This window comes from Marivibrio halodurans, assembly GCF_017963645.1.
Lineage (GTDB): Bacteria > Pseudomonadota > Alphaproteobacteria > UBA8366 > Aestuariispiraceae > Marivibrio > Marivibrio halodurans.
This window is the reverse complement of record NZ_JAGMWN010000002.1, coordinates 397450-414198: the sequence shown is the minus strand read 5'-3', so window position 1 is coordinate 414198 and position 16749 is coordinate 397450. Positions and strand designations below refer to the sequence as shown.

14 protein-coding genes are annotated in these 16749 nt (G+C 67.3%); 9 read left to right on the top strand and 5 right to left on the bottom strand.

The window, feature by feature from the left end; genetic code table 11:
- Positions 1–25: 25 nt before the first annotated feature.
- Positions 26–685 (bottom strand): ribulose-phosphate 3-epimerase, encoded by a 660-nt coding sequence (rpe, locus tag KAJ83_RS06340; RefSeq protein ID WP_210681183.1) that lies wholly within the window; start codon positions 683–685, stop codon positions 26–28.
- Positions 686–902: 217 nt separating this feature from the next.
- Here rpe and KAJ83_RS06335 point away from each other — a divergent pair, with 217 nt between their 5' ends.
- From KAJ83_RS06335 to KAJ83_RS06320, 4 genes are all read left to right on the top strand, one after another.
- Complete coding sequence (locus tag KAJ83_RS06335; RefSeq protein WP_210681182.1) at positions 903–1346, top strand: universal stress protein; 444 nt, start codon at positions 903–905, stop codon at positions 1344–1346.
- Positions 1347–1499: 153 nt separating this feature from the next.
- Positions 1500–2348, top strand: a complete 849-nt coding sequence (gene dapD / locus KAJ83_RS06330) for a 2,3,4,5-tetrahydropyridine-2,6-dicarboxylate N-succinyltransferase (protein WP_210681181.1) — start codon at positions 1500–1502, stop codon at positions 2346–2348.
- 34 nt (positions 2349–2382) lie between these two features.
- Positions 2383–3600: a succinyl-diaminopimelate desuccinylase gene (gene dapE, locus KAJ83_RS06325; protein WP_210681180.1), complete on the top strand. Its 1218-nt coding sequence runs from the start codon at positions 2383–2385 to the stop codon at positions 3598–3600.
- 22 nt (positions 3601–3622) lie between these two features.
- Entirely contained in the window at positions 3623–4207 is a 585-nt protein-coding gene (locus tag KAJ83_RS06320) for a hypothetical protein (RefSeq protein WP_210681179.1), read from the top strand.
- Positions 4208–4226: 19 nt separating this feature from the next.
- On the opposite strand, the gene KAJ83_RS06315 is transcribed toward KAJ83_RS06320, so the two are convergent.
- The gene (locus KAJ83_RS06315) at positions 4227–5480 is read right to left on the bottom strand and encodes a nucleotide sugar dehydrogenase (protein WP_210681178.1); all 1254 of its coding nucleotides are present in this window, start codon (positions 5478–5480) and stop codon (positions 4227–4229) included.
- A 164-nt stretch (positions 5481–5644) separates the two neighbouring features.
- Between KAJ83_RS06315 and KAJ83_RS06310 the strand changes: the two genes are divergently transcribed.
- On the top strand, positions 5645–5962 hold the full coding sequence (locus tag KAJ83_RS06310; protein WP_210681177.1) for a hypothetical protein: 318 nt from the start codon (positions 5645–5647) through the stop codon (positions 5960–5962).
- Positions 5963–5986: 24 nt separating this feature from the next.
- On the opposite strand, the gene KAJ83_RS06305 is transcribed toward KAJ83_RS06310, so the two are convergent.
- Together KAJ83_RS06305 and KAJ83_RS06300 are read right to left on the bottom strand one after the other, a co-directional pair.
- Positions 5987–7741 carry a hydantoinase B/oxoprolinase family protein gene (locus KAJ83_RS06305; protein WP_246484269.1) on the bottom strand — a complete coding sequence of 585 codons (1755 nt, stop codon included), beginning with the start codon at positions 7739–7741 and terminating at the stop codon, positions 5987–5989.
- Between the two features lie 2 nt (positions 7742–7743).
- The gene (locus KAJ83_RS06300; RefSeq protein WP_210681175.1) at positions 7744–9843 is read right to left on the bottom strand and encodes a hydantoinase/oxoprolinase family protein; all 2100 of its coding nucleotides are present in this window, start codon (positions 9841–9843) and stop codon (positions 7744–7746) included.
- 358 nt (positions 9844–10201) lie between these two features.
- On the opposite strand from KAJ83_RS06300, the gene KAJ83_RS06295 reads away from it, so the two are divergent.
- The 3 genes from KAJ83_RS06295 to proS all read left to right on the top strand — a co-directional run bounded on the left by KAJ83_RS06295 (position 10202) and on the right by proS (position 14244).
- Entirely contained in the window at positions 10202–11929 is a 1728-nt protein-coding gene (locus KAJ83_RS06295; protein ID WP_210681174.1) for a methyl-accepting chemotaxis protein, read from the top strand.
- 132 nt (positions 11930–12061) lie between these two features.
- Positions 12062–12538, top strand: a complete 477-nt coding sequence (locus KAJ83_RS06290) for a DoxX family protein (protein WP_210681173.1) — start codon at positions 12062–12064, stop codon at positions 12536–12538.
- 212 nt (positions 12539–12750) lie between these two features.
- Positions 12751–14244, top strand: coding sequence for a proline--tRNA ligase (gene proS, locus KAJ83_RS06285; protein WP_210681172.1), 1494 nt, complete (start codon positions 12751–12753; stop codon positions 14242–14244).
- A 6-nt stretch (positions 14245–14250) separates the two neighbouring features.
- Here proS and KAJ83_RS06280 read toward each other — a convergent pair whose 3' ends face one another.
- A complete protein-coding gene (locus KAJ83_RS06280) occupies positions 14251–15171 on the bottom strand; it encodes a LysR family transcriptional regulator (protein WP_210681171.1) in 921 nt (306 codons plus the stop codon).
- 123 nt (positions 15172–15294) lie between these two features.
- Between KAJ83_RS06280 and KAJ83_RS06275 the strand changes: the two genes are divergently transcribed.
- A complete protein-coding gene (locus KAJ83_RS06275) occupies positions 15295–16749 on the top strand; it encodes an aldehyde dehydrogenase family protein (RefSeq protein ID WP_210681170.1) in 1455 nt (484 codons plus the stop codon).

Below are 16749 nucleotides of genomic sequence, written 5' to 3'. Positions count from 1 at the left end.
ACCCCTGGGTGACGTGGACGGATTCCTACCCGCGCAGGCGGGCGATGTTCTCGGCATAGGCGGACGGACCGCCCTTGAAGGTGGCGCTGCCGGCGACCAGGACATCCGCGCCGGCGGCGATGCAGCGCCGCGCGGTCTCCCGGTTGACGCCGCCATCGACCTCCAGATCGATCGCGCGGCCGCTCGCGTCGATCATCGCGCGCAGCCGTTCGATCTTCGGCAATTGACTCTCGATGAAGCTCTGCCCGCCGAAGCCGGGATTGACCGACATCACCAGCACCAGGTCGATCAGGTCCAGCACCTCCGCCACCACCGCGACCGGCGTCGCGGGATTGAGAACGACCCCCGCCTTCCGGCCGAGCGCCTTGATGGTCTGGAGCGAGCGATGGAGATGCGGCCCCGCCTCCGGATGGATGGAGATGATGTCGGCCCCGGCCTGCGCGAAGGCTTCCAGGTAGGGATCGGCCGGCGCGATCATCAGGTGCGCGTCGAACACCTTGTCGCTGTGCGGGCGCAGCGCCGCGACGACGGCGGGGCCGATCGTGATATTGGGCACGAAATGGCCGTCCATCACATCGATATGGATATAATCCGCGCCGGCGGCGTCGATGGCGCGCACCTCCTCCCCCAACCTCGCGAAGTCGGCGGACAGAATCGACGGGGCGATGCGCACGGGCTGTTGCATGACGGTTTACGTAGTCCCCCAGAGGACGGCACGCAAGCGCCCACGCCGTCATCGCCGCTTTCGGTAGCGATCGAGGGCATGGACACTTCCCACCGACGCCCCTGAAGAGGGCGAAACCGGCGCGAAGGGAACAGTATTGCGCTGGCCCCCGTGCAAGAAACCCGGCTAGGCTGTCCGCCGGGGTGAACACTTCGCGGGGGAAACAAGGGGGAAAGCCATGTTCAAGAAGATTCTATGCGCCGTCGACGGCTCGGAACATTCGCTGCGCTCGGTCGAGGTGGCGAGCGAGATGGCGGAGAAGTTCGGCGCGACACTGACGATCCTGACCGTCGCCAAGCCCATGAAACTATCGCCGAAACTGAAGGAATTCTTCCAGAGCGAGAGCCTGATGGGCGAGGCGACCTATGTCCTGGAGCCGATGACGGAAGGCGTGCTGGACGAGGCCAAGAAACGTGCCAAATCGCGCGAGACGGTGCGGGTGGAGACCGTCGTGCTGGAGGGGCAGCCGGCACGCACCATCTGCGACTATATCAAGCGCACGAAGGTGGATTGCGCGGTGATCGGCAGCCGCGGCCTGGGCGATCTGGAGGCCGCGCTGCTCGGCTCCGTCAGCCACAAGGTCACCTCGCTCGCCGACTGCACGGTCGTCGTCGTGAAATAGCGCTCGCGCGCTTCCTCCGGCCGCGCGTGCGCCGCTTGACGCCCTAGGTCCGGTCGGTAGAGTGCGCGCCATTCGGACGGACCCGGCCCGGATCGCGCGATCCGGGACGACGCCCTCCAAGCACGCGAGGAAACGGGAAGGAACGCGCGCGCCATGGCCCATGAAGACCTGCAAGCGACCATCGACGACGCCTTCGACAACAAGATCGGCGAGATCGACGCAAAGACCGGCGGCGCGATCCGCGAAGCGGTCGATGACGCGCTCAACCTGCTCGATTCCGGGGCCGCGCGCGTGGCCGAGAAGGGCGACGACGGCTGGACGGTCAATCAGTGGCTGAAGAAGGCGGTGCTGCTGTCCTTCCGCCTGAACGACATGACGACGATCGCGGGCGGTCCCGGCGGCGACGCCAATTGGTGGGACAAGGTGCCCAGCAAGTTCTCCGGCTGGGGCGAGAAGGAATTCCGCGAGGCCGGCTTCCGCGCCGTGCCGAACTGCGTCGTGCGCCGCTCCGCCTATATCGCCAAGGGCGTCGTGCTGATGCCGAGCTTCGTCAATCTCGGCGCCTATGTGGACGAGGGCACGATGGTCGACACCTGGGCGACCGTCGGCTCGTGCGCGCAGATCGGCAAGGGCGTCCACCTCTCAGGCGGCGCCGGTATCGGCGGCGTGCTGGAGCCGCTGCAGGCGGGCCCCGTCATCATCGAGGACGGCGCCTTCATCGGCGCGCGCGCCGAGGTGGCCGAGGGCGTGATCGTGGAAAGCGGCGCCGTCCTCTCCATGGGCGTCTATATCGGCGCCTCGACCAAGATCGTCGACCGCACGACGGGCGAGATCTTCACCGGCCGCGTACCGGCCAACGCCGTCGTCGTGCCCGGCACCATGCCCGGCAAGGACCTGCCGGACGGCAGCCCGGGCCCGGGTCTCTATTGCGCCGTGATCGTCAAGCGCGTCGATGACAGGACGCGCTCCAAGACCTCGATCACCGAATTGCTGCGCACCTGAGACAAGGGTACCGAGACAGGAGCCCCGCCCCCCCATGCCGGACGAGACCCGCACGCATCAGGAACACCCGAGTGAGGGCCCGAGGATCGACGCGCTGGCGCTCGCCCGCGACCTGATCCGGTGCGAGAGCGTGACACCGGCGGAGGGCGGCGCGCTCGACCTGCTGCAGGAGGTTCTGGAGAAACTCGGCTTCGATTGCATCCGCCTGCCCTTCGAGGAGGCGGGGACCGACCCGGTCGACAATCTCTATGCCCGCATCGGGCGGGAGGGTCCGAACCTCTGCTTCGCCGGACATACCGACGTGGTGCCGGTCGGCAACCCCGCCGGCTGGACGGTCGATCCCTTCGCCGCGGAGGTGATCGACGGCACGCTCTTCGGCCGGGGGGCGAGCGACATGAAGGGCGCGATCGCCTGCTTCGTCGCCGCGGCGGCGGCCTATCTGGCCGGTGACGGGGGAGAGGGAAAGGCCGGACGCGGCTCCATCAGCCTGCTGATCACCGGCGACGAGGAAGGCCCCTCGATCAACGGCACGCGCAAGATGCTGCCCGCCCTGGCGGAACGGGGGGAGCGGATCGACGCCTGCATCACCGGCGAGCCGACGAACCCCACGCGCCTGGGCGAGATGATGAAGATCGGCCGGCGCGGCAGCCTGAACGGCTTCCTTACCGTTCACGGGGTGCAGGGCCATACCGGATACGTCCATCTGGCGGACAATGCCGCGCACCGGATCGTGCGCATGCTGAACGCGCTACTGGCGATGGAACTCGACCGGGGGTCGGAGCATTTCCAGCCCTCGACCCTCGCCATTTCCACCGTGGATGTCGGCAACAGCGCGACCAATATCGTGCCGGGGGAAGCGCGGGCCGTCTTCAACATCCGTTTCAACGATCTGCATAGCGGCGCCTCGCTGGAGGAACGGCTGCGCGCCGTGCTGGCGGAGGCGGCGGGCGAGGATGCGCGCTATGACTTCGAGGTGCGCGTCTCCGGGGAGAGCTTCGTCACCCCGCCCTGCCTGTTGAGCGAATTGATCGCGGAGGCCTGCCTGACCGAAACCGGCGAGACCTGCGCGCCCAGCACCACCGGCGGCACGTCCGACAGTCGCTTCATCAAGGACTACTGCCCCATGGTGGTCGATTTCGGTTTGGTCGGACAGACCATGCACAAGGTGGACGAGCGGGTATCCGTCTCGGATATAGCGGCACTGACGCGAATCTATGGCCGGGTGATCGCCGGCTATTTCGCGCGCGCCTGACCGGCGGGGAGCGCCGGACGCGATGCGACTTCACCCCATATCCCCCGCCGAGGCCGCCGGCCGGATCGAGGCCGCCTTCCGCTTCTTCCTGACCTTCGACGCCAAGCAACTGCCGCGTTTCGGCGACGATATCGAGGATGTGTGGAAAAGCTTCTGGGCGCCGGTCCTCGTGCTGCCGCTGCATCTGCTGATCGCGCTGACCCTCGACGGCGGCACGGCGGCGGAGGATGTGCCCTGGCTCACGCGGTTGATCGCGGAGCTTTCGGCCTATGCGATCGACGTGGTCTATTGGCCGCTGGCCATGGTGATGATTTGCGATCTGGTGCTGAAGCAGCCGGAGGCTTATGCTCGCTATATCAGCGCCTATAACTGGGTGATCGTCCCGGCCTCCGTCATCGCGACGGGTATCCTGGTCGGATTCGGGGCCACCGGCGGGACGCTGGGCCTGCCGGGGATCGTGCTGATGTTCTGGCTGATCCTGTTCCGGATAAAGCTCGCCCGGCGCGTCTTCGACTGCCCGATGGGCGTGGCGATCGGACTGGCGGCGGCGGATTTCTTCCTGGGGCAACTCGTCATCGGCATGCGCGCGGGCGTGCTGCTGGGATAGGCGGCCCGGCCCGGCCGACCTAAAGCGTCCAGTAGCGCAAGCCCTGCGGGACCGAGCGCTTGCGCCATATCCCCTTGATGTCGGCGACCAGACCGTCCGCCCGCACCAGCCCGCGCAACGGCAATTCCGCGAAGCCGCTATGCGGCACGGCGCCGACCACGGCGTCATAGGCCAGTTCCGGCGTCTCGATCACGGAGAGGTCGTAATGCGCGCGGATCTCATCGGCGTCGGCGATGGGATCGTAAACCGCGACGTCGTGGCCTTTCTCCTCCAGCGCGCGGACGAGGTCGATCACCTTCGTGTTGCGGATGTCGGGCACGTTCTCCTTGAAGGTGAAGCCCAGCATCAAGATCCGCGCGCCGCGCGGCAGTTCCGCGTCGAGACGCGCGGCGATCGACCGCGCCATGTTGTCGTTGATCCGCCGGCCGGAAAGGATGACCCGGGGATCGACGCCAATCTTCTCCGCCGCATGGGCGAGGTAATAGGGATCGACCCCGATGCAGTGCCCGCCGACCAACCCCGGGCTAAAGGGCAGGAAGTTCCATTTCGTGTTCGCGGCTTCCAGCACGTCGTAGATGGAGAGGCCCATCTTGCCGAAGATCTCCGCGATCTCGTTGACGAAGGCGATGTTGATGTCGCGCTGGGCGTTCTCGATCACCTTGGACGCCTCGGCCGTGCGGATATCGCGGGCGATGAAGGTATCGTTGCCATTCATCGCACCATAGACCTGGGCCAGCAACTGGGCGACTTTCTCGGTCTGGCCCGCCACGACCTTGGTGATGCTGTCGACGCGGTGCACCTTGTCGCCCGGATTGATCCGTTCCGGCGAATAGCCGAGGAAGAAATCCTGTCCCGCGATCAGGTCCGATTCCGCCTCCAGGATCGGGCCGCAGAACGCCTCCGTGCAGCCGGGATAGACCGTGCTTTCATAAACGACGACGGAGCCCATGCGGATCAACGAGCCGACGAAGCGCGACGCGCTTTCTACCGCGCGCAGATCGGGCTTGTTCTCCGCATCGACCGGCGTCGGCACGGTAACGATGAAGATATGCGCCTCTTTCAGCGCCTCGGGATCGGTCACATATTCCAGCGCGCTGTCGGTCAGTTCGCCCCGGCTCAACTCCCCCGTTCGGTCGTGACCGGAGCGCAGTTCGGCAATCCGCTTCTCGTCGATGTCATAGCCCATCACCTCGAAATGACGGGCCAGCGCCACGGCCAGCGGCAAGCCGACATAGCCGAGCCCGACGACGGTGATGACGGGATTTTCGTACATGGAACCGATCCTTGCTCTCGGGCGGGTCTCGGGGGCGCGCGTCGTTGGGCGATAGCCCCACCGGCCGCGCCTGTCAATCGAGGCCGTTGGACGCCGACACGCCCCCGGAAATCTGATATGGTCGTCGCGGCTATCCGGCGAACGTGGATGGAGGCGCCCCGGAAATGGGTGATACGGGTTTCGATGACGATGCCGGTCGGTCCCGCTCGGCCCTCGACGGGCGGCCGGCGCGCCTCGCCGCCGCCGGGGTGGTGCTGGCGGCCGCCGGCTTCCTCGTCTGGTACGAGCGCGAGACGTTGTTTCCCGCCGCGGCCACGGTAAGCGAGGACCCGGCGCTCGCCGCCTATCGCGCCTGCCGGGACGAACGCTTCGGGGATATCGACCAGATGCGCGCGGAGGGCATGATCGAGGACGCGCAGGAGAAGCTGTTCAAATCCCGCGCCGACGCGATGTGCCGCGCGACCAACCCGCCGACGCGATAGGCCACCTCTTCCCTGCCCGCCCGCTCACGTCCCGCGCAGCCGCGCGGTCGCGGCCGCGTCCACCACGCCGCCCTCGTCGAGCGCGACGCCGAACAGGGCGGCCGCCTCCTCGGCGCTGTAATAGCCGCGCGCGACGTCGGCGGCCACCTTGGCCGGATCGCGCGCGAAGGGCGCGCCATATCCGCCCCCGCCGGGGGTGGAGACCCGCACCACGTCGCCCGGCCCGATGGCGATATCCTGATCCTTCGAGAGATGGGCGGGCGCGTGACTTTTCCCGTCGGCGAAATCGACGCGCACCCTGTTCGGCCCGCCGTCCTTACCGCCCAGCACACCCTGCGGGCCGGTGCGGCCGTGATCCATCACCATGGAGGCCCGCGCCTCCCCCCGCCGGACGGAGAGCGCATAGTTGAGCCCGAAGCCACCGCGCGACGCGCCCGCCCCGCCCGAGCCCTCATGCAACGCATATTCGTGGAAGAGGACGGGGAAATACTGCTCCAACACCTCGACCGGCTGGGACTTGGAAATCCCGATGGTGGAGCAGCCGTTCGTGAGGCCATCCCCCTCGGCATAGCCGCCATAGCCGCCGCCGGAGATCACATACATCACATAGGACCGTCCCTTCACCGGGTCGTGCCCACCGAGCGCGAAATTGCCGCTGGAGCCCGCCGGCGCGGCGAAGAGCTGGTCCGGAATAGCCTTGGTCAGCGCGGCGAACACCGCCTCCGCGATGCGTTGGGACACCTCTGCCGCGCAGCCGGAAACGGGACGCGGATATTCCGCATAGAGGAAGGTGCCCCGGGGATCGACAATATGCAGCGGCTCGTAGGTTCCGGCATTCAGCGGCACGTCGGGGAAGATGTGCTTCATCGCCAGATAGACGGAGGAACGCGTCGTTGCGATCACGCTGTTCATCGGCCCGCGGCAGGGTGGCGAGCTTTCCGACATGTCGAAGGTCATTTCCTCGCCCGCGACCGTGATGCGCATGGCGATGCGCAGCGGCTCGTCCACCACGCCGTCGCTATCGACGAAGGCCTCGCCCTCATAGGTGCCGTCGGGGATGGTGGCGATCTTGGCGCGCATCAGTTGGCTGGAACGCGCGCGGAGCTGGGCGATCGCCGCCTTCACCGTCTCCGCCCCATAGCGGTCCAGCAGCGCCGTCAGCCGCTTATCTCCGATCTTCAGCGCCGCCGCCTGGGCCTTGATATCGCCGATGCGCTGTTCGGAGATGCGGATATTCGATTGGATGATCGCCAGAATCTCGGGATCGAGTTCGCCCTGCTTGAAGAGTTTCACCGGCGGCAGGCGCAGCCCCTCCTGCTCGACCTCCGTCGCGCGCGCGGAGAAACCGCCCGGCACCATCCCGCCCGTATCCGGCCAATGGCCGGTATTGGCGAGCCAGCAGAACAACTCCCCCCGATAGAAGAACGGCCGATAGAACCGCACATCCATCAGATGCGTGCCGCCCAGATAGGGGTCGTTGCAGATGACGACATCGTCGGGCCTTGGGTCCGTCACCCGCTCGATCACCGCCTGGGTGCCGTATTGCATGGTGCCGACGAAAACCGGCAGGCCGAGATCGCCCTGCGCGATCAGCGCACCGTCCCCGGCGGCATAGATCCCGTCGGAACGGTCCATCGCCTCCGAGATGACCGGCGAGAAGGCCGCCCGGCAGAAGGCCAGGTCCATCTCGTTGCAGACCTGGGCGAGGCCGTTCTGAATCACCGTCAGGGTCACGGGGTCGATCGCGGTTTCGTCCGCCATATCCTTCGCCTCCGCCATGCTCATCCCCTCCCGGTCCGGGCTTCTATCCGGATTTCGAGATTGCCCAGCACATCGACCACGGCGCGCATGCCGGGTTCGATCAGGACCGTGGTGTCGAGCTGCTCGACGATCGCGGGGCCTTCGATCTCGAACCCGGCGGCCAGCTTGCCCCGGGCATAGCGCGGCGTGTCGACCCAGCCCTCGCCCTCGAACCAGACCGATCGCCGGCCGAGGCGCGCGCCGTCAAGATCGGCCGCCCGCTCCTCGTCGATCAGGTTGGAAAGATCGACCGCCGGCCGCTTGCCGATAACGGCCGTGTGCAGGTTGACGAGGTTCGCCTTGATTTCCGGCAGGGCGACCTCGAACCGTTCCCAATAGACCCATTCGAAGGCGTCTTGCAGCGTTCCGCGATCGACCCCGGCCTCCGCGAGGGGCACGGAGAGCAGATGGCTCTGCCCGACGAACTGCATGTCGGCGCCGTGGACGATCCGGATATCCTCGACCGAGACCCCCTCGCGGGCGATGGTCTCGCGGCCCGCCGCGATCTGATCGGCCAGCGTGCGGTGAACGAGGTCCATATCCACCTTGTCGAGCGGCTCGTTGATCGTCTGCACATAGTCGTGACGCACATCCGCCACCACGCAGCCGAGCGCGTTGGTGATCCCCGGCCGCGCGGGCACCAGCAGGCTGGGGATGCCGAGTTCGCGCGCGATGGCCGCGGCGTGCAACGGCCCCGCCCCACCGAAGGGGAAGAGCGCGAAATCGCGCGGATCGTGCCCGCGCGAGAGCGATACCATGCGCACCGCGCCCGCCATCTTGTCGTTGGCGATGCGCAGAATGGCGCCCGCCGCCTCCTCCCAGGACAGGCCGAGGGGCGCGCCGAGCCGCGTCGCGATCGCCGCGCGCACATCCTCTATCCCGACCGGATTGTCGACGGCGAGCAGCGCCTGCGCGTCGAGCCGGCCGAGCACCAGATTGGCGTCCGTGATGGTCGGCGCCTCCCCGCCCCGGCCATAGCAGATGGGACCGGGCGTCGCGCCCGCGCTTTCCGGTCCGACACGCAGCAGGCCGCCCTCGTCGATCGCGGCGATGGAGCCGCCGCCGGCGCCGATCGTGTGGACATCCACCATCGGAACATGGACCGGCATGGCGTATTCGATCTCCAACTCGTTGGAGACCTGAGGCACGCCGTCCTTGATCAGGCCGACATCGCAACTCGTCCCGCCCATGTCGAAGGTGACGAGGTTTGGGTGCCCCGCCGCGGCGCCCGTATAGGCCGCCGCCATCACGCCGGAGGCCGGGCCGGACATCACCGTGTTGACCGCGCTCTCCGCCACGATGCGGCCGGAGACGACGCCGCCGTTACCCTGCATTACCAGCAGGTCGTGGCGATAGCCGCGCCCCGAGAGTTCCGCTACCAGCCGGGCGATATAACGCTCCAGGATCGGTTGCACGGCGGCATTCACGGTCGCGGTCACGCCGCGCTCATATTCGCGATATTCGCTCAGGACCTGATGGCCGGCGGTGACATAGGCGTTGGGCCAGACATCGCGCGCGATCTCCATCGCGCGGCGCTCATGGGCGGGATTCTTGTAGGCATGCAGGAAATGGATCACCAGCGCCTGGCAACCCGCCGCCGCCAACTGTTCCGCCGCCGCGCGCACCGCCGCCTCGTCCAGCGGGATGACGACGCCGCCGTCGGCATCCATCCGCTCCGCCACCTCAAGGCGCAATTCGCGCGGGATCAACGGCGTGAACCCGCCCTTCAACCCATAGCTGCTGGGCCGCGTGCGCCGGCCCAGTTCCAGCACATCGCGGAATCCCCTGGTGGTGATCAGCCCGGTCCTGGCCAGCTTACGCTCCAGCAGCGCATTGGTCGTCGTCGTCGTGCCGTGGACCAGCGCATCCAGCGTCTCCGGCGCCGCGTCGGCGGCCTCCAGCGCGCGCAGCACCCCGAACGCCTGATTGTCGAGGGTGGTCGGCACCTTGGCGATGCGGGTGCGCGTGCGGACGGCATCCCTCCCGCTCCCGCTTCCCGGCGCGCCATCCCCCCCGGTCTCGAGCAGGATCAGATCGGTGAAGGTGCCGCCGACATCGCAGCCGACGATTCGTGTCGCCATCGCTCAATCCCGTTCCCATGGCCCCGGTCAAGTAGCGGGCCGCCACGTGGAGCGCCAAATGACCTTCGGTCATGTCCGGCGAAAGCGTCTCCGAATTCCGGGATAGGGTCAATTTCATTCGTATACGAACAATCGTCGCGAACGCCGAGCATGGGGCATCCGTTTGTTACAGTTTGGTATCGTAACGAGAATCGTTCTATGAAATACCTATCGGCGCGTTCGCGTTCGATGGGCTTCGGGATTGATAGCGGGCCACGAAGAGCCTCCCCGTCGTCCGGCATGGGCTCGCCCCTCGAAGAGGGCGACATGTGCCGCCGCGAATATCGGCCGCACCAGGGCGCAGTGGAGGAAAATCCCGATGGACGAGAATCGCCAGTCGAGCGATATGCGAACCGACGCGGGGGCGTCGCTTCCCAACCAAAGAGAAATCGATCGGGCCATCCTATGGCAACGACGCGAGTTGATGACGCTCGCCGACGCACTCCAGGGCGAGATCGAGGGCACCGTCGCCCAGGCCAATGCCACCGGCGCCCATATGGGCGAGGCGGCGGAGGGGATCGCGCAGGCGCTGGCGACCGTGACGCGGCTGTGCGAGGAACTGACCCAGACCGCCTCCCAGGCAAGCGACAGCATCGATGCGGTGGCCGTGGCGACGGAACAGCTCGCCGCCTCCGCCGCCACGATCGAGAGCCAGGTCGGCCGCACCAGCACCCAATCGCAGGGCGCGGTCGCCGAGACCCGCCGCGCGGCCGAGGTGGTCGGCACGCTGGCCGACGCGTCGGACAAGATCGGCGCCATCGTGAAGCTGATCAACGACATCGCCAGCCAGACCAACCTGCTCGCCCTCAACGCCACGATCGAGGCGGCGCGCGCCGGGGAGGCCGGCAAGGGCTTCGCGGTCGTCGCCAGCGAGGTCAAGTCGCTGGCCCGGCAAACCGCCGACGCGACCAAGGAGATCGCCGCCCAGATCGAGGAAATCCAGCAGGTCACCAAGCGCGCGGTCGAGGCGATCAAGACGATCGAGGGCGCGATCGGCGAGGTCGAATCCTGCTCCAACGAAGCCGCCGAAGCCGTGTCGGAGCAAATGAAGGCGATCGACGAGATCGGGCATAACGCGCAGGAAACCTCGCGCGGGGCGCATGCGGTGGCGGACGCGCTCGGCTCCGTCTCGCAGGAGGTGGAGGAAACCAGCCGCCTAGCCGACGGCCAACGCGAGCGGGCCGAGCAGATGAAGAACATGGTGGCGGCACTGGAAGGACGCCTCGGCACCGCCATCGCCGACACCAAGACCCGAAAGGGGGAATATGAGCCCGCGGTCCTGCCGGTCACCCTGATCGGCTGGCAGGGAAGTGGGAGCGGGGCACGGCGCGTCGCTCTCGACGGATTGGATTCCTCCGGTTGCGCGATCGCACCGGCCGAGGGCCAGGCGGACGCGGTCCCCGACGGCCCGACACGCGTGCGGATCGACGGTCTGGGAACCTTAAGCGGAACGGTGGCGGCGGGGCACCTTGCCCTCGACGGCGGCCAGGGCGACGCGCTGCATCGCTTCATCGAGGCGAATATCGCCCTCGACCAGCCGCTGATCGAACGGTTGACGGCGACCGCGCATGCCGTCGCCGATGCTTTCGAGAAGGCGGTCGCCACCGGCGAGCTAACCATGGATGATCTGTTCGACACCGACTATCGCCCCGTGGAGGGCAGCAACCCGAAGCAGCATACGACGCGATATACCGACGTGCTGGATCGCATCCTGCCACCTCTGCAAGAGCCGATGCTGGAAGTGGACGAACGGGTGGCCTTCTGCGCGGCGGTGGACATCAACGGCTATCTGCCGACCCACAATCTGGTCTATTCCAAGCCCCAGCGACCCGACGACCCGGTCTGGAACGCCGCCAATTGCCGCAATCGGCGCATCTTCACCGACCGAACGGGCAAGGCCGCCGGCGCCAATACCAAGCCCTTCCTGATCCAAAGCTATCTGCGTGACATGGGCGGCGGGGCGTTCGTTCTCATGAAGGACATGACGGTGCCCATCACGGTCGGCGGGCGGCAATGGGGCAATCAACGGCTTGGTTACAAGCCTTGAGGGCCGATTGTCTCCGAATGGAAACAATGCGTCACATGCTATGGTGATTGTTTTTCGTCGAGATTGAGCGCACTTTTCCACCCGAAAGCGTGCCATTCCGGCCCGCCGACTTGAGAGTGGAGGAGGCGTTTGATGAGCGACATGACCGATAAGACCGCGTCCCCGTCTGTTCCCCCGAAGCGTCTGCTGGCCTTCGCGGCGCCGATCACGGATGCGCTTACCCCCTATGCGGAGCCGGTGCTGCGGATCACCGTCGGCGCGCTGTTGATTCCGCACGGCTATGGCAAGCTGCTGGGCGGCGGGCTCCAGGGCACGGCCGATTTCTTCGCCAGCGTCGGGTTCGAACCCGCCTATCTCCTGGCGCTCCTGGTCGGGCTGGTCGAACTCGTGGGCGGTATCGCCCTGGTGCTCGGCCTGTTGACGCGGCCGGTCGCGGTCGCGGTCGCCGTCTTCATGGCGAACGCGGTTCTGTTCCACGCGGCCAACGGGTTCCTGTGGACCAATGGCGGCTATGAATATCCGCTGATGTGGATGATCGCCGCTCTGTTCTTCGCCGTTCGCGGCGGTGGGCGCTTCAGTCTCGACCGCGCCATCGGGCGGGAATTCTGACCGACCGCACGGCGCGCGGCGCCGCGTTCCAATGTCGGCAAGGGGCCGGGCGATCGTCCCGGCCCCTTTTCCGTCCCGGCGCCCGATCCCAGGCTCCAACCCAGGCCCCGACCCAGGCCCCGACCATGAGCGGGCTTGCAAAGCCGTGCCCGCTCGCGCATTCATCCGGCCGGATTTGAACGCTTCAGCTTGGGACGAGGACCCGTTTCGATATGGCCAAGAACGCGCTGCCGGTGACGCGAGCGGAGAATTTCGCGAATTGGTACCAGGAGGTCATCAAGGCCGCCGACATGGCCGAACATTCCGGCGTGCGCGGCTGCATGGTCATCAAGCCCTGGGGCTATAAGATCTGGGAACGCATCCAGCGCCTGCTGGACAACCGCATTCAGGAGACGGGGCACGACAACTGCTATTTCCCGCTCTTCATCCCGCTTAGCCTGATCCAGAAGGAAGCGAGCCATGTCGAGGGCTTCGCCAAGGAGATGGCGGTCGTCACCCACCACCGGCTGGTGATGGAGGAAGGGCAGTTGAAGCCCGCCGCCCCGCTGGAGGAGCCGCTGGTCGTGCGTCCCACTTCCGAGACCATGATCGGGGAGGCCTTCGCCCGCTGGATCGAGAGCTACCGCGACCTGCCGCTGAAGCTGAACCAATGGGCGAACGTGGTGCGCTGGGAGATGCGCCCGCGCCTGTTCCTGCGGACCTCCGAATTCCTCTGGCAGGAGGGGCATACGGCGCACGCCACGGCCGAGGACGCGATGGACGAGACCAAGACCATGCTTGAGGTCTATCGCCAGGTGGTCGAGGACATGATGCGCATCCCGCTGATTCCGGGTGAGAAATCCCCCGGCGAGCGGTTCCCCGGCGCGGTCGAGACCCATACGATCGAGGCAATGATGCAGGACGGCCGCGCGCTTCAGGCCGGCACCTCGCACTATCTCGGCCAGAATTTCGCCAAGGCCGCCAATATCGCCTTCCAGGACGAGACCGGGCAGCAGAAGCTGGTGCACACCACGAGCTGGGGGGCCTCCACCCGTCTCGTCGGCGGTCTGATCATGACCCATTCCGACGATGACGGGCTGCGCCTGCCGCCGATCATCGCCCCGCATCAGATCGTGATCCTGCCGATCATCCGCGACGAGAGCGCGCGCGGCCCCGTGATGGAAGCCTGCCAGAAGCTGGCCGGTCAGCTCGGCCAGCAACGCTTCGCCGGCGAGCCGGTGCGCGCCTTCGTCGACACCCGCGAGGACAGCGCCGCCAACAAGCGTTGGGCCTGGATCAAGAAGGGCGTGCCGATCATCTGCGAGATCGGCCCGCGCGATCTTGAGAACGGCACCCTTGCCCTCTTCCGCCGCGACCTCGCGCCGAACGAGAAGAGCTTCCCCAAGCAGGAAGACCTCGTGGCCCAGGCCGCCGCCTATCTGGGGGAGATCGACCAGGCCCTGTTCGATCAGGCGAATGCCTTCCGCAAGGCCCAGAGCCGCGACGACATCACCGATTTCGCGGATCTGAAGGCGCATTTCGCGGGCGAGAACAAGACCGGCTTCGTACGCGCGAAATGGTGCGGGGACCCGGGCAGCGAAGGCGGCCTGGACGAGTTCGGCGTCACCATCCGCTGCATCCCCCATGAGCAATCGGGCACCGCCGGCAAATGCGTCCTGACCGGCAAGGACGCGACCACGGACGTGATCCTGGCCAAGGCTTATTAAGAGCGTCTATAGACGCTCGAACGTTCCGCCCAGGCGCCCGGCCAAGCGGTCGAGACAGGGGCCGAGCGTCTCCAGGAACATGCGCGCGGGCGCCGACAGGCTCTCTCCCTTCCGCGTCAGCAGGCCGACGGTGCGGGGCGGCGCGGACGCGCCGTCCATCTCCACGAAGGCGAGATCGCCATCCGCCCCCGGCACCGTCAGGCGCGGCAGGATGGTAACGCCCAGCCCGGCGCGGACCAGGGCCAGCGCCGCCGTCACCGTACGCGCGGTCACCGCCCCCTCGTCGCCGTGGGACGTCGCGCCACCCGCCGAGGGGAGCGGGGTCGAGGGGCTCAATGCATGGGCCATGACCGTGCGGCCGGTCAGATGCGCCCACCCGATCGGCCCGGTCATGGCGGCCAGCGGGTCGTCGGCCCGGCAGACAAGGCCGAGCGCGTCGCGGTAGAGCGGTTGAAAGGCGAGGCCCTGCGCCGTCGTCGGCGCGCTGGCGATGCCGAGTTCCACCGTCCCGGCCAGCAGTTCCTCCGCCACGCGGGCACTGTCGGCGTCGTGCAGATCGATCTCCACGTCCGGAAAGCGCGCGCGGAAGGCGACCAGCGCCTCCGGCAGAAGATGCGTCGTCGCCGACGGTGTCGCGGAAAGCACCAGACGCCCCGCAGCCCCGGCCGCATGGGCGCGAATCGCGGCCTCCGCCCGGTCGAACCGGTCGAGCGCGGCCCGCGCCTCCGCCAACACCGCATGGCCGGTCGGGGTCAGGGTGCCCTTCCGCTCCCCCTCGAACAGGGGGGGACCGATCTCCGCCTCCAACTGCTTCAGGGTCATGGAGACGGCCGAGGGCGTGCGATGCAGAATCTCCGCCGCCCGCGTCACCGACCCGGTATCGGCGGTGACCGCGAAGGCGCGAAGGGCATTCAGGGACAGGCTCATGATCACAGAATATTCAGATTTTCTGAAATTTCATGAATTTTTTCGCGTTTGACTGAAAACTCGCCGACTCCGCACTCTGCCCGTCACGCGACGGTAATGATCGATGCAGAGGCGAAGGAAACGATGGCGGAGCAGTTTCGGAACTATATCGCGGGCGAATGGATCGCGGGCGCGGACACGGTCGATAACCGCAACCCCTCCGATCTGAGCGACAGCCTGGGCCAGTTCGCCCAGGCGGATGCCGGCCAGACCCGTCGCGCGATCGAGGCCGCGCGCGCCGCCCAACCGACCTGGGCCGCCACGGGATTGGAGGATCGCTACGCCACCCTGATGGCGATCGGGGAGGAATTGAAGGCGCGCGCCGAGGAACTGGGCCGCCAGCTCTCCCGCGAGGAGGGCAAGCCACTGGCCGAAGGCAAGGGCGAGGTCTATCGCGCCGGTCAGTTCTTCACCTATTACGCCGCCGAGGTGCTGCGCCAGATCGGCGATACGACGGATAGCGTCCGCCCGGGCGTCGAGATCGACGTGCGGCGCGAGCCGGTCGGCACCGTCGCGATCATCAGCCCCTGGAACTTCCCGATGGCGACGGCGGTTTGGAAGATTGCCCCGGCCCTGGCCTTCGGCAACGCGGTCTTGTGGAAGCCCGCGAACCAGACCCCGGCGAGCGCCTGGGCGTTGGCCGATATCGTCTCGCGCCAGGCGAAGCTGCCGACGGGGACCTTCAATCTGGTGATGGGGCCCGGCGGCTCCGTCGGCCAGACGCTGGTGGAAAGCGACGGGGTGGACGCGATCAGCTTCACCGGCTCGGTCGAGGTCGGCCGGACCATCGCGGCCGCCGCCGCCGTCAACCGCACCAAGCTGCAGATGGAGATGGGCTCCAAGAACCCGCTGGTCGTGATGGACGACGCGGATCTCGACCTCGCCGTATCGATCGCGGTCGGCGGCGCCTATGGCGGCACGGGCCAGAAATGCACCGCCTCCTCGCGCCTGATCGTGCATGAGGGCGTGCATGACGCCTTCGTGGAGAAGACGGCGGCCGCGGTCCGCGCGCTCAAGGTCGGCCATGCGCTGGCGGACGGCACGCAGATCGGCCCCGTCGTCAGCGCGGCGCAGTTGGAGGCCAATCTCGCCTATGTCGCGCTGGCCGAGGAGGAAGGCGCGGAGCATCTGTGCGGCGGGGAACGGCTCTCCCTTCCCCAGGACGGCTATTACCAGGCCCCGGCGCTCTATGCCGGCACGACCAACGCCATGCGCATCAACCGGGAGGAGATGTTCGCGCCCATCGCCTGCGTGATCAAGGTCGGCTCCTACGAGGAGGCGCTGACGGTCGCCAACGACACGCGCTTCGGCCTGACATCGGGGATCGTCACGCGCTCGCTCGCCCGGGCCAATCATTTCCGGCGCAACGCGCGCACGGGCTGCGTCATGGTCAACCTGCCGACGGCGGGCACGGATTATCACGTGCCCTTCGGCGGGCGCGGCGACAGTTCCTTCGGCCCGCGCGAACAGGGCCGCTATGCCAAGGAATTCTATACCACCGTCAAGACGGCCTATATCGCGGCCGGCACGCCGGAGTGA